This window comes from Zestomonas carbonaria, assembly GCF_904061905.1.
Lineage (GTDB): Bacteria > Pseudomonadota > Gammaproteobacteria > Pseudomonadales > Pseudomonadaceae > Aquipseudomonas > Aquipseudomonas carbonaria.
This window is the reverse complement of record NZ_CAJFCI010000076.1, coordinates 141798-155037: the sequence shown is the minus strand read 5'-3', so window position 1 is coordinate 155037 and position 13240 is coordinate 141798. Positions and strand designations below refer to the sequence as shown.

Here is a 13240-nt window from a genome sequence, read left to right as displayed (position 1 = left end):
CTCAGTCGGACTCTTGCAGGCGCCGCCTGGCCAGCAGGCTGAGGGCGCTGAATATCGCGCTGGCCAGGAGCAGCGTGCCCAGCACGGCAAGCAGCAGGAGAAACAGGGTGTGGTCGGCCAGGTGGAACCAGATCAGCAGCCACCAGGGCAGGCTGCCGACGTAGTAGGGATCGGCCGCCGCGAGGGATTCGATGCGCCCGGAACTGACCAGCGTCGTGGCGCCGCCGATCCGTGCCAGGCGTTCCGGGGAGCGCAGGCTCTGTTCGAGCAGCCGATACCCCTCGTCTTCCCCGGCCAGCACCGCGACCACGCTGCGCTGGTCGTCGAATGGCGACTGGAAGCCGACCAGGCCGACCGGCGCGGCCCCGGCCGTGCGTTCGAGCAGGGCGTTCTGCTCCGTGGGCAGTTCATTGACGAACGCCTCCGGGAGCGTGCCGATCAGCAGCAGGTCGAGCGACTGCCGGGCCTGCTGCCAGTCGTCGGCGATGTGCAGGCCGGTCGCCGGGTAGCCGGTGTAGGCGCCTATGCGCGCGAGGAGGGCGAGGAGCAGCGCCAACTGGGGCGGGCTGGCCTGCGCCGGCATCAGCACCTGGGTTTGCGACAGGTCGGCCAGGCGGCTGAACGGGTAGCCGGCGGCGGCGAAGGCCTGCAGGTCGGGCATGGCCTTGTAGTGATGGAAGCCGGAGAAGTCGATGCTGGACTCCGGGTCGACGGCCGCCTGGATCTGCATCGGCAGGCTGGTGGCGCAGTTGCTGGTGTCCCGGCAGCCGGGCAGGGCGTTGAAGGTGAAGTCCAGGCGCAGCTCGTTGCGCGGCGCGATGCGCAGGGGCGGAATCAGCACCTTGCGGCCTCCCGGACCGGACGTGAACAGCGGCAGGCTGGATTGCGCGAGGCCGGCGGCCAGGCTGGGCTCGCGGTCGTCGAGCGGGAATGCCTGGATGAAGTGGTCGTTGAGGCTGATGCTGAGCAGGGACGACTCCTTCTGCAGGGGCGGCGTATAGCGGTACCTCAACTCCATGGGCACGCCACGGCTGTGCCAGACGAACAGGTCCGGGGGAACGTTCAGGTTGAGGGTCAGCGGACGCGGGATCAGCCCGGTGGTCTCCAGTTGCTGCGGGTTGTCCAGCAACTCCTGGAAGGTGGTGGGGCGATCGCTTCTGACCCAGTTCGGGGCATCGTAGGGCTGGCGGGGTGTCTCGATCGGCTCGCGCACCTCGATGCTCTGGCCCTTCAGCCCGAAGCCGCCGAGGGCAATGGCGCGAGCGGCGGTGATCAGCGCCTGGTCGTCCTGGCCCAGCACCAGCAGGAGCTTGGCGTAGGGGTTGGCGGGGTGGTCGATGATGGCCACCGTGGGCGCGTCGACGCCGGGGTAGTCGCGCAGGAAGGCCGGCCGCCGGTCATTGCTGGCGAAGACCACGGCGGAGCGATTGTCCGGGAGCGCGTCGAAGGCAACGGGAAAGGACGCGCCGCGCCAACTGCTGTGGATGCCGAACCACGAGGCGAGGATCGCGGCGGCGGTCTGCGCGCTGGGGCCGGGGGCGCTGGCGAAGACGAAGGGCAGGTCCAGGCGGGAATTGTCTCGGTGATCGAAGAAGGGTTCCGGCAGGATGGCCAGGTCGTTCTTCAGGCGCAGCCGCTGAACCTCCAGGCGCAACCGGCTGTTGGCGCTGAAGTCCACCCACAGGCCGGCGTGCAGCGGGTCTTCCGCGCTGCCCCGGTCATGGCTGCCGACCAGTTCGAGGCGCAGGTGGTTGAAGTCGCGGACGAAGTCGGTATCCAGCCGGACCTGCTGCTCGATCTCCCGCCCCGGGTCCGGGCGCAGGACCGGCAGCACCCCCATGAGTTCGTCGTTGAGGTACACCTTGATGTGCGAAAGCTCGGTGTTCATCGACGGCGAAGGGGTGTAGATCAACTGGAGTTCGGCGGCGCTGATCAACTCGTCGCTGCGCACCCCGAATTCGGCGTAGAGGTTGCGCAGCACGTTGCGCACCACCAGTGCCCCGGGAGAGGACAGTTCCGCCAGGCCGATGCTGCGCTCGAGGACGACCTCCGTGGCATCGACAGTGGGAGCGGGCGAGGCCAGGACGGCGAGTGGCGCAAAGGCCGCCGCGACGCCGAGGAGGGCGGAGCGGATCAGGTGCGGAGTGTTCATGGCGATGTTCCAGGGTGACTGCTGAAGACCGGCGTGACCGGCCGGAAGGAGGCGAGCCATTGGAAAGTGTTCAGGCCGAGGCGCAGCGCCGGGTGGGCATGGGGCGGTATGGCGTGCAGCGCGCTCCGGTAACCGCCGAGTCCGATACGGACGATGGTCAGCAGGTTGCCCAGGGGACGGTCCTGGGCAAAGCCGTCGTGCCAGTCGGCCCAGGTGTTGGCCCGGGCGAAGGTGCATTGCACGAAGCGTGACTGGCTGCGCACGTCCATCGGTTCCAGCTCCAGGCCGATGGTCCTGTCGCGGGTGCTGCGCACGCGGGCGGGGAATTCGAATTCATCGTGTCCGATCCTGAGCACCAGGGCGAGCGGCGAGGTCCCCGGAATGGCGAGGTCGAGGTCTTCGGGCACGCGGACGCTGACGCCGCTGGTCGAGTAGTTCAGCAGCGTGCAGGGATAGGCGTGCCCGCTGGGCAGGCGGATCGCCGCGGGGAGGCTCAGGTCCACCCGGTGCGAGTGGCGGATCTGCCGGGCCTCCGTGGCCACCGCCAGGGCGCCGCCGAGGATGACCAGGTTGTACAGCACCCAGCACAGGCTGATGAGCACGGTCGCGCGTTCGTCGGCGGCTCCCCAGCCCAGCCGATAGAGGCCGAAGAGCAGGCCGGTGAAGTTGAGCGCGGCGAGGATGAGGAAGGGCTTCGCCATCCTCCAGTCGAACAGGTCGCTTTCGATCAGGCCGCCCTTGGCGGTGACGTTGAACTTGCCCTTGCGCGGGTTGAGCAGCGCGACGCAGGTGGGGCGGGCGATGTACCAGGCCAGTACGGTTTCGTAGATCTCGCTCCAGAACGAGTAGCGGTATCGGCCCTGGATGCGCGAGTTGGCCAGGATGCTGTGGGCGATGTGGGGCGTCACGAACAGCAGGATGAGCAGGGCCGATGCGTGGATGATGTAGGCGTGCAGGATCAGGAAGGCCAGCGGCGCGGTGAGATAGATCAGGCGCGGCACTCCGGAGAGGAAGTGCAGCATGGCGTTGAAGTAGCAAAGGCGCTGGCCCAGCGAGAGGCCCTTGCCGAACAGCGGGTTGTCGAGGCGGAAGATCTGCACCATGCCGCGAGCCCAGCGGATGCGCTGGCCGATGTGCGCCGACAGGCTTTCGGTGGCCAGGCCGGCCGCCTGGGGGATGCGGATGTAGGCCGACGTCCAGCCCTGCCGGTGCAGGCGCAGCGAGGTATGGGCGTCCTCGGTGACGGTTTCCACCGCGAAGCCACCGATGCTCTCCAGCGCGCTGCGCCGCAGGATGGCGCAGGAGCCGCAGAAGAAGGCGGCATCCCACATGTCGTTGCCGTTCTGGGTCAGGCCGTAGAACAGGGTGTTCTCGTTCGGCGTGCGGCGGAAGTTGTCGAGGTTGCGCTCGAACGGGTCGGCGGAAAGGAAATGGTGGGGCGTTTGCAGCACCCCGAGCTTCGGGTTGCGCAGGAACCAGCCCATGGTCATCTGCAGGAAGGAGCAGGTCGGGATGTGGTCGCAGTCGAAGACGGCAATGAATTCCCCGTGGGTCTGCCGCATCGCCGCGTTGAGGTTGCCGGCCTTGGCGTGCCGGTTGTCCGCGCGGCTGAGGTAGCCGACACCGACCTCCTCGGCGAACCGGCGGAATTCGTCGCGCCGGCCGTCATCGAGAATCCATACCCGCAGCTTGTCCTGCGGCCAGTCGAGCGCCGTGGCGGCGAAGACCGTTGGCCGCACCACCGACAGGTCCTCGTTGTAGGTCGGTATGTAGATATCGACGCTGGGCCAGAGGTCGCTGTCGTCCGGCAGCGGGCAGGGCGGGCGGTTGAGCGGCCAGGCGGTCTGCAGGTAGCCGAGCAGCAGGGCCAGCCAGGAGTAGCTTTCCGCGGCGAGCAGCAGCAGTCCGCAGCCGAGGTCGAGCGGGTCGTCCCAGTTGAGGGTGGCGGTGTAGCGCCACCAGAAGTAGCGGCTGGAGGCCAGGACCGACAGCAGGATCAGCATCAGGGTCACGTGGCGTCCCGGCAGTTTCCCCAGGCCCAGCGCGATCAGCCAGAGAAGGCCGGCGAACAGGGCCTGCTGGTGGAGTTCCAGGGGCTGGGTGACGCACAGGGCGAGCAGCGGCAGGCCGACGACCAGCAGCAGGGCGTTGCGCCATCCCTCGGCCCGCCGGTCTGGCTCGGGAGGCGGAAAGCTTGGCTTCCGCTCCGCCAGATGCGCTGCCAGGCGCTGGAGCGACAGCCGCGCGCGCAGGAACCGGCGATGCAGCGGGGAGAGGAGCGAGCCGCCCGGGCGTGGCCCGCGCGCGCGACGGGGAGCGGCCGGCCTGACCGCCAGCAGCCAGAGGCTCTGCACCAGCATGCGCAGCGGGTCGCCGGGGCGCAGGCCCGCGTCGGAGGCCTGCGGATAGAGCTGCTGTCGCTGACTGCGCAGCCAGCGCCAGCCGGGGGATTCGAGGCGGAACAGGGTCCAGCCGAGGAGCCAGGCACAGGTGGCCATGGCAACCCCAAGAGGCGAGCGTCGACGTCGCTGCTGACGCCAGCGCCTTGCCAGCAGGGGCTGCGCCGCCCCATGCTCGCCGTCCTGGTTCATGACGCTTCTACCGTTCTGACGCACCAGTGCGCCAGGGCCAGGAAGTCCTGCATGGCCAGGGACTGCGGCGCGCTTTCTCCCAGCAACTGTTTGCGGGCGAGGGCTTCGCGTATCGCTTCGTCCTCGTGGATGACGCAAGGGACCAGCAGCTCGTTGCCGAGGATCAGTCGCCAGAGTTGCAGCAGGTCGTGGGACAGCCGGCGGGCCGGCTGGAAACGGTTGATCAGGAAGTGCTGGCGTTTCGGCAGTCGCGGAGTGTCATTGAGCTGGTAGTTGAGCAGGACGTGGCAGCAGGGATCGGCCTCGACCACTTCCAGAAGGTGAACCTGCCGGTTGTGCTCCAACTGGTTGCGGATATCCAGGTCGGTCGGGGCGTCCAGCAGCACGTAGGTGTCGTCGGCCGGCTGCAGTTGCTGGAGGACCTGGGCCAGGTGTTCCAGCGTGGGCTCGCTGGAGGGGGACGCGTCGCGGCCATAGGGCAGGACGGAAATCAGCTCCTTGTGCCGGAACGCGGCCTGCTGCGTCCGTCGCGTCCAGCCGGACGGCTCATCGAAGGGCAGGCCGAAATGCAGGCCGAGGAGGTTGCTGGGGCACAGGTCGATGGCCAGCACCGGCTTGCCCAGGCGCTCCAGCGCGGAAGCCAGCCCGGCGACTATGGAGGTCGGTCCACAGCCGCCGCGGATTCCCTGCACGGCAACGATGTGCATTTCATTCGTCCTGGCCGAGAGATCGGGACTCGAGCAGTTCGACGAGAGGGAGCAGGGTCTCCTGTAGCAGTGGCCACTCCGCGACGGCGGTGGCCACATCCTGCAGTTTCTGTATCTCTACGTACTGGAAAGCCGGCATCTGGTAACGGAGCAGGAGGCGGGCGATGTCGTCCCTGCTCTTGTTGTATGCGTTCGGCTTCGCCTCGGGGAGGTGTACGGCCATGTAATGCCCCTCCATTTACCGCTAAAACGTGGATCTTGCCGCCAAAAAAATGTCTTTTATCTCTTGACATTTTCTTTTGTGTCAGTTTAGTGGCGAAACTGTTAAAGGGAAGAGAAATTCGGCCTTTGACCGCTACCGATCGTCGGTCCATCTCGTGATCCTTCGTGGTTCGCAGGTGATACGCGGAAACGGCGACTTGCTGGCATACTGCGCCGATCGTTCCGCTCAAGCCGGTACCTGCATGCAAATCGACTTCAACGCCCTGACTCCATCGGAGGCCTACCGCTGGCTGGCCTCCACGGTCACGCCCCGGCCCATCGCCTGGGTGTCCTCCCGCGCGGCCGACGGTAGCTGCAACCTGGCGCCGTTCAGCTTCTTCCAGGTGATCAGCGACGAGCCGCCGACTCTGATGGTCAATATCTCCACGCGCGACGACGGCAGCCTCAAGGACACCCTGCGCAACGTGCGCGAGACCGGTGAACTGGTCATCCAGTTGGTCGGCGCCACCCAGGCCGAGGCGATGAACGCCTCGGCGGCGGTGCTTCCGCACGGGGTCAGCGAGTTCGCGCACTGCGACATCCCCAGCCTGCCCGGCGAGCGTGTCGGCGTGCCCCGGGTGGCCGGCGCGCCGGTGGCCTTCGAGTGCGTGGTGGCGGAGGTCCAGCCCTATCCGCGCGAGACGCCCAACTGCCACCTGGTGTTCGCCCGCGTGCTGCTGGCGCATATCGCCGACGAGGTGCTGATCAACGACGGCCGGCATATCGACCCGCAGGCGCTCGACCTGGTCGGCCGCCTCGGTGGCAGCAACTACTGCACCACCCGCGACCGCTTCTCGATGATCCGCCCGTAGGACCTTTCCTCATGCGGAAGCGGTGAGTACCAGTTCCCGGCTTTGGTGACTAAAGGTTGCCAGCCCTTTGCCACGGGGCTGGCGCCCAGTAGCATCGGCCTTCCGACGAACGAGGAGGCTGCATGTCGAACCCACTGGACGCCTGTCTGCACGCGGTGAATCAGGTATTGCTCGGCAAGGAGGCGCAGGTGCGCCTGGCCATGACCTGTCTGCTGGCCCGTGGTCACCTGCTGATCGAGGACCTGCCGGGGATGGGCAAGACCACCCTCAGCCATGCCCTGGCCAGGGTGCTGGGGCTGAGCTTCCAGCGCATCCAGTTCACCTCCGACCTGCTGCCCGGCGACATCCTCGGTACCTCGGTGTTCGACAAGGACAGCGGCCAGTTCGTGTTCCATCCCGGGCCGATCTTCGCCGAGCTGGTGCTCGCCGACGAGATCAACCGCGCCACGCCGAAGAGCCAGAGCGCGCTGCTCGAGGCCATGGAAGAGGGCCAGGTGACCATCGAGGGCGCGACCCGGCCGCTGCCGGAGCCGTTCTTCGTGATCGCCACCCAGAACCCGGTGAGCCAGGGCGGCACCTTCGCGCTGCCCGAATCGCAGCTCGACCGTTTCCTCATGCGCCTGTCGCTCGGTTACCCGGCCAAGGCGGCGGAGAAGGCGCTGCTGCTCGGCGAGGCGCGTCGCGAACTGCTGCCCAGGCTGGAGCCGATCTTCAGCCACGAGCAGCTTGCCGCGCTGCAGGCCCAGGTGCCGCAGGTGCGCGCCAGCGACGCGCTGGTGGACTACGTGCTGCGCCTGGTCGAGGCCACCCGCACCCAGCCGCAGTTCGCCTGGGGGCTGTCGCCGCGCGCCAGCCTGGCGCTGCTGGCGGCGGCGCGGGCCTGGGCGTTCCTCGCCGGGCGCGACTACGTGATCCCCGAGGACGTGCAAGCGGTGCTGCCGCCGGTGGTCGGCCATCGCCTGCGCGAGCGCGCCGATCCGGCCGGGCATGGTGGCGGCGCGCTGGTGCAGTGGCTGCTGCGCGAGGTGCCGGCGCTTTGATCGCCGCGCTACGGACACATTGGGAACGCTGGCAGGCCAGGCGCCTGCCGGCGGCGGCCCGGGTGCAACTGACCCAGCGGCGCATCTTCATCGTCCCCACCCGGGTCGGCGCGGCCTTCGGGCTGGCGCTGATGCTGATGCTGCTGGCGGCGATCAACTACCAGAACAGCCTGGCCTACGGCCTGACCTTCCTGCTCGGCGCGCTGTTCATCGTCGCCATCCTGCACACCTACCGTAACCTGGCTGGCCTGAGTCTTAGCGCCGCGGGCGGTCCGGCGGTGTTCGTCGGCGAACAGGCGCGCTTCCGCGTGCGCCTGGAAAGCGACGAGCGCGCCCACCAGGCCATCGCCCTTGGCTGGCCGCCGGCTCCCTTGCAGGCGTTGGACGTACCGGAGCGAGGCGTGGTCGAGTGCGAGCTGGACCGGCCGGCGCCGCGCCGTGGCTGGCTGCGTCCGGGGCGGCTGCGGGTGGAAAGCCGCTTCCCGCTGGGCCTGCTGGTGGCCTGGAGCTGGGTCGACCTGAACCAGGCGCTGCTGGTCTATCCGCACCCACAGGAGGGCGAGCTGCCGCTGTCCGCCGGCGTCGATGTCGATCCCGACGAGGAGGGCGCGCGCCGCGCGGGCTCCGGTGCCGACGACTTCCAGGGGCTGAAGGACTACCAGCCCGGCGACTCCAAGCGGCGCCTGCACTGGAAGGCCTATTCGCGTGGCCAGGGCTTGCTGGTCAAGGACTTCGTGGCGCTCAGCGGCCGCGACCTGTGGCTGGATTTCGAGGCGCTGGAAGGTGACGTGGAAGAGCGCCTGTCGCTGCTCTGCCACTGGGTGCTGAAACTCTCCGAACGCCAGCAGCCGTTCGCCCTGCGCCTGCCCGGCGTGCAATTGGCCGCGGACATCGGCGACAACCACCGCGAGGCCTGCCTGCGCGCCCTGGCGCTGTACGGGGAGCGCCCGTGAGCGCCGCGCAGCCGATCCCGCGCATCGGCCTGACCTGGCTGCTGGTCGCCCAGGCACTGGTGATCATCCCCCATCTCGGCCACCTGCCGTTGTGGATCATCGGCCTGTGGCTCGGCTGTGCCGCCTGGCGTATCCAGATCTTCCTCATGCGCGCGCAGTTCCCCAGTGGCTGGGTCAAGCTGGGGCTGATGCTGGCCGTGCTCGGCGGCGTCTTCCTCTCCCGTGGCGGCCTGGTCGGCCTGGACGCCGGCGTGGTGCTGCTGATCGCCACCTTCATCATCAAACTGGTGGAATTGCGCACCCGGCGCGACGCCCTGGTGCTGATCCTGCTCGGCTTCTTCGCGGTGGTGACTTCGTATCTGTTCCAGGACGGCATCTTCGCCGCGCTGTACAGCCTGCTGCCGGTGACGGTGCTGCTCGCCGCGCTGATCGGTTTGCAACAGAGCGCCTTCGCCGAACGGCCCTGGCCGACCCTGCGGCTGGCGGCCGGCATGCTGTTGCAGGCGCTGCCGCTGATGATCCTGCTGTTCGTGTTCTTCCCGCGCATGGGGCCGCTGTGGGCGCTGCCGCTGCCCAGCGACAAGGGCATCACCGGCCTGGCCGACAGCATGGCACCGGCGGATATCGCCGAGCTCAGCCGCTCCGCCGAACTGGCCTTCCGCGCCGGTTTCGAAGGGCAGCCACCGCCGCGCTCGCAACTCTACTGGCGGGCGCTGACCCTGGACCGTTTCGACGGCCGGCGCTGGTCGCAATCCGAGGCCATCGCCTTCGCGCCGGTGCCGCAGTGGACCCGGCGCGGCCCGACCTACACCTACGACGTGATCATGCAGCCCAGCGCGCAGCGCTGGCTGTTCGCCCTCGACGTGGCCGACACCGACCTGCCGGACGCCCGCCTGATGGGCGACTTCCGCCTGCAACGCAGCCGGCCGGTGCAGCGTCCCCTGCAATACCGGGTGACCTCCTGGCCGCAGGCCGTGCGCGAACCGCAGGCGTCGCCGCCGATACTGCGGCGCGCCCTGCAACTGCCGGAACAGGGCGACCCGCGCAGCCGGGCCTGGGCGCTGGAGCTCCGCGAGCGGCATGCACGTCCGGAGGAGCTGGTGAAGGCGCTGCTCGATCACTTCAATCGCGAGCCCTATCGCTACACCCTGCGGCCGCCGGCCCTGGGGAGCGATACCGTCGACAGCTTCCTGTTCGATACCCGCAGCGGTTTCTGCGCCCACTATGCCGGGGCCATGGTCTTCGTCCTGCGCGCGGCGGGGATTCCCGCGCGGGTGGTGGCCGGCTACCAGGGCGGCGAGTGGAACGCGACCGGGCGTTACCTGCAGGTGCGCCAGTTCGACGCCCACGCCTGGGTGGAATACTGGCTGCCGGAGCAGGGCTGGACCAGCGTCGACCCGACCTTCCAGGTCGCGCCCGAACGCATCGAGCAGGGGCTGGAGGAGGCCATCGCCGACGAGCAGAGCTTCCTCGAAGGGTCGCCGATGTCGCTGCTGCGCTATCGGCAGATCGGCTGGCTGAACCGCCTGCGCCTGACCTGGGACGAGCTCAACTACGATTGGCAGCGCTGGGTGCTCGGCTACCAGGGCGAGCGCCAACTGGAGGTCCTGCAAGGCTGGTTCGGCCGCATCGACGGCCGCGATCTCGCCCTGGCGCTGGTCGGTGGCGGCGGCCTGCTGCTCGGCGTCCTGGCGCTCTGGCTGTTCAAGCCCTGGCGTCGCCAGCAGGATGCCCGGCAACGCCAGTTCCGACGCTTCGAACAACTACTCGTCCGCCATGGCTTGCGTCGCGGGGTGGGCGAGGGGCCGCGCGCCTTCGCCGAGCGCGCCTGCCAGGTGTTGCCGGCGCAGGCGGAGGCGATCCGCGCTTTCGCCGAGGCCTACGAAGCGCAACGCTATGGCGGCCGGCCGCACTCGGCGAGTGAACTGCGCCGCCACCTGCGTCATCTGCGCCGGGCCTTGCCCTGGCTGGTCAGCTAGGCAAGGCTCCAGCGGGGAACCATCCGTCATCCCCGTGTACACGGGGATCCAATGACTACCGGTTCCCGTCTGCGGGGGAATGAATCGGGGATCGCCAGCAAGCTGGCTCCTACAGGGGAGTAGGGTTCGAGCATCTGTGACAATCCGTCACTTGCCGCCCCGGGGCGCTCCACTAAGCTGATCGAACGTTCGTCCAAGGATTGCTCCATGTCTCGTTTCGTAGACGATCTGGTCGCCCAGGTGCTGAGTCTGGACATCGCCCTGCGCGCCTGCCGTGAACGTCTCGCTGCGCGCACCGACACGGAGGCTCTGCACGACTTGCGCATCAACCTGCGCAAGTTGCGCAGCCTGTTGCGGCCACTGCGCGAGCAACCGGTCGTCATGCCGCTGGAGGAGGCCGCCGCCGCGCTCGGCGTGCTCAGCGGGCCGTTGCGTGATCTCGAAGTGCTGCTCGCCGAGCTGGAGCGCCAGGGGCACGGCGAACTGCTCGGCGCGCGGCGCGTTGCCCTGGAGCAAGGCTACGAAACCCTGCTGCGCAGTGCCGAGTTGCGGCACCTGTTCCGGGTGCTCGACAACTGGCCGGGGCTGGTGCGCCGGGCGGATTCCGATGGCGGGCTGAAAGGGTTGCGCAAGCGGGCCCGCAAGGTGTTGCGGCGACAGTCCGCGCGGCTGGCCGAAGCCCTGGTCGACCCGGCCCACGACCGTCATCGCCTGCGCCTGCTGATCAAGCGGGTGCGCTATGGCGACGAAGCCTATCCGGCGCTGTCGCCGGTGGCCGACGACGGCTGGACGGCCCTGAAGGCCGCGCAGTCGGCTCTCGGCGATTGGCACGACCATCTGCAATGGCTGGCCCGCGCCGGCGAGCAAGCCGATCTCGCGCCCCTGATGCCCGGCTGGCAGGCCGCCCTGGCGGAGGCCGAGGTGCGCGCCGACAAGGCCTGCGAGGCGCTGATGGAGCATTTTCCGACGGGAAGGTGACCTGAAGGTCAGCTTTGCGCGACAATGAGCGCCTGTTTCCGGAGTGCCCCGATGTCCCGAACCGATGATCTGCCGGTCGATGCCGTGCTCGACGCCAGCGGCCTCAACTGCCCCGAGCCGGTGATGATGCTGCACAACAAAGTGCGCGACCTGGCTGCCGGCGGCCTGCTCAAGGTGATCGCCACCGATCCCTCGACCCGCCGCGATATTCCCAAGTTCTGCCTGTTCCTCGGCCACGAACTGCTCGACCAGCAGGAAGAGGCCGGCACCTACCTGTACTGGATCCGCAAGAAGATCGAAGCCTGACCGTAGGGTGGGCTTCAGCCCACCGACTCACGTCAAAACCATGGCTGGTGGGCTGAAGCCCACCCTACGTCTTGGCGAGGCGGATGTGCCGCTTCGCGCTGCTGGCCAGGCGCAGCATGAGCATCGCCGCGGCTACCGTCAGGCCGGCCACCAATCCCTGCCACAGGCCGCTCGGTCCGCGCGGTTCGCCGAGCCAGTCGGCCAGCCCCAGCGCGTAGCCCACCGGCAGGCCGATGCCCCAGTAGGCGAACAGGGTCAGCAGCATGGTGATGCGGGTGTCCTGGTAGCCACGCAGGGCGCCGGCGGCGCTGACCTGGACGGCGTCGGAGAACTGGAACAGCGCCGCATACACCAGCAACGTCGCCGCCACCGAGATCACCTGCGGGTCGGGGGTGTAGATGCCGGCGATGGCGTGCCGGCCCAGCAGCATCAGGCTGGCCGACAGGCAGGCGTAGGTCAGCGCCGTGGCGATGCCCACCCCGGCGGCGAAGCGCGCCTCGCGCGGTTCGTGGCGGCCGAGGGCCTGGCCGACCCGCACGGTGATCGCCATGCTCAGCGCGTAGGGGATCATGAACACCATCGAGCTGACGTTCAGGGCGATCTGGTGGCCGGCGACCACGGTGGCGCCGAGGCTGCCGATCAGCAGGGCGATCACCGCGAAGATGCTCGATTCGGCGAACACCGCGATGCCGATCGGCACGCCGATGCCCAGCAGGCGCTGGATCGGTTCGCGCTGCGGCCAGTCGAAGCGTTCGAACAGCCGGCTGCTCCGGTAGGCCGGAGCGCGGCGGACCCAGCCCAGCATGCCGAGGAACATGAACCACATCACCGCGCCGCTGGCCCAGCCGCAGCCGACCCCGCCGAGGGCCGGGAAGCCCAGGTGGCCGTAGATCAGCACGTAGTTCAGGGGGATGTTCAGCAGCAGGCCGGCGACGGCCAGCAGCATGCTCGGCCGGGTGCGGCCGAGGCCGTCGCTGAAACAGCGCAGCACGTGATAGAGCGCCACCGCCGGGAAGCCCATGGCGATGCCGTACAGGTAACCCATGCTCGGCGCGATCAGCTCGGCGTCGACCTTCATCAGGTGCAACACCGGCTCGGCGCCCAGGGCCAGCAGCGCCGCGGCGATCAGGCCGACCGCCAGCGCCAGCCACAGGGCCTGGCGTACCAGCGGGCCGATCCGTTCCGGCTGGCCGGCGCCGAAGCGCTGGGCGACCTTGGCGGTGGTGGCCAGCAGGGTGCCGGTCATCAACAGGAACACCGGAACCCAGATCGAGTTGCCGAGGGCCACGGCGGCCAGGTCGCGGGGGCTGACGCGGCCGGCCATCACGGCATCGACGAAGCCCATGGAGGTGACGGCCAGTTGGGCGATCATGATCGGCGCGGCGAGGGTCAATAGCGCGCGCAGCTCGCGCCGGAGACGGGCGAAGCGGGAGGGGGCGGAGGACACGGGACCATCCTGGT

The 13240-nt window shown here is 68.8% G+C and carries 11 protein-coding genes; 6 read left to right on the top strand and 5 right to left on the bottom strand.

Features of this window, described 5'->3' with window-relative positions:
• Position 1: 1 nt before the first annotated feature.
• From bcsB to bcsR, 4 genes are read right to left on the bottom strand one after another with little or no spacing between them, the layout of a single operon-like run.
• On the bottom strand, positions 2 to 2152 hold the full coding sequence (gene bcsB, locus PSEWESI4_RS19700) for a cellulose biosynthesis cyclic di-GMP-binding regulatory protein BcsB (RefSeq protein WP_187672919.1): 2151 nt from the start codon (positions 2150 to 2152) through the stop codon (positions 2 to 4).
• The gene (gene bcsA / locus PSEWESI4_RS19695; protein ID WP_187672918.1) at positions 2149 to 4743 is read right to left on the bottom strand and encodes a UDP-forming cellulose synthase catalytic subunit; all 2595 of its coding nucleotides are present in this window, start codon (positions 4741 to 4743) and stop codon (positions 2149 to 2151) included. Before bcsA ends, bcsB begins: the two co-directional genes overlap by 4 nt.
• Positions 4740 to 5450: a cellulose biosynthesis protein BcsQ gene (gene bcsQ, locus PSEWESI4_RS19690; protein ID WP_187672917.1), complete on the bottom strand. Its 711-nt coding sequence runs from the start codon at positions 5448 to 5450 to the stop codon at positions 4740 to 4742. Before bcsQ ends, bcsA begins: the two co-directional genes overlap by 4 nt.
• A gap of 1 nt (position 5451) precedes the next feature.
• On the bottom strand, positions 5452 to 5673 hold the full coding sequence (bcsR, locus tag PSEWESI4_RS19685; RefSeq protein ID WP_187672916.1) for a cellulose biosynthesis protein BcsR: 222 nt from the start codon (positions 5671 to 5673) through the stop codon (positions 5452 to 5454).
• Positions 5674 to 5914: 241 nt separating this feature from the next.
• On the opposite strand from bcsR, the gene PSEWESI4_RS19680 reads away from it, so the two are divergent.
• The 6 genes from PSEWESI4_RS19680 (at position 5915) to tusA (ending at position 11779) form a co-directional block, all read left to right on the top strand.
• Positions 5915 to 6523 carry a flavin reductase family protein gene (locus PSEWESI4_RS19680; RefSeq protein WP_187672915.1) on the top strand — a complete coding sequence of 203 codons (609 nt, stop codon included), beginning with the start codon at positions 5915 to 5917 and terminating at the stop codon, positions 6521 to 6523.
• A gap of 122 nt (positions 6524 to 6645) precedes the next feature.
• Positions 6646 to 7563, top strand: coding sequence for an AAA family ATPase (locus tag PSEWESI4_RS19675; RefSeq protein ID WP_187672914.1), 918 nt, complete (start codon positions 6646 to 6648; stop codon positions 7561 to 7563).
• On the top strand, positions 7560 to 8516 hold the full coding sequence (locus PSEWESI4_RS19670; protein ID WP_187672913.1) for a DUF58 domain-containing protein: 957 nt from the start codon (positions 7560 to 7562) through the stop codon (positions 8514 to 8516). The genes PSEWESI4_RS19675 and PSEWESI4_RS19670 overlap by 4 nt, the downstream gene beginning before the upstream one ends.
• Entirely contained in the window at positions 8513 to 10495 is a 1983-nt protein-coding gene (locus PSEWESI4_RS19665) for a transglutaminase TgpA family protein (protein WP_187672912.1), read from the top strand. Before PSEWESI4_RS19670 ends, PSEWESI4_RS19665 begins: the two co-directional genes overlap by 4 nt.
• A gap of 207 nt (positions 10496 to 10702) precedes the next feature.
• The gene (locus tag PSEWESI4_RS19660; protein WP_187672911.1) at positions 10703 to 11473 is read left to right on the top strand and encodes a CHAD domain-containing protein; all 771 of its coding nucleotides are present in this window, start codon (positions 10703 to 10705) and stop codon (positions 11471 to 11473) included.
• A gap of 51 nt (positions 11474 to 11524) precedes the next feature.
• On the top strand, positions 11525 to 11779 hold the full coding sequence (gene tusA / locus PSEWESI4_RS19655) for a sulfurtransferase TusA (protein WP_187672910.1): 255 nt from the start codon (positions 11525 to 11527) through the stop codon (positions 11777 to 11779).
• Positions 11780 to 11843: 64 nt separating this feature from the next.
• On the opposite strand, the gene PSEWESI4_RS19650 is transcribed toward tusA, so the two are convergent.
• On the bottom strand, positions 11844 to 13226 hold the full coding sequence (locus PSEWESI4_RS19650) for an MATE family efflux transporter (protein WP_235978971.1): 1383 nt from the start codon (positions 13224 to 13226) through the stop codon (positions 11844 to 11846).
• Positions 13227 to 13240: the final 14 nt, after the last annotated feature.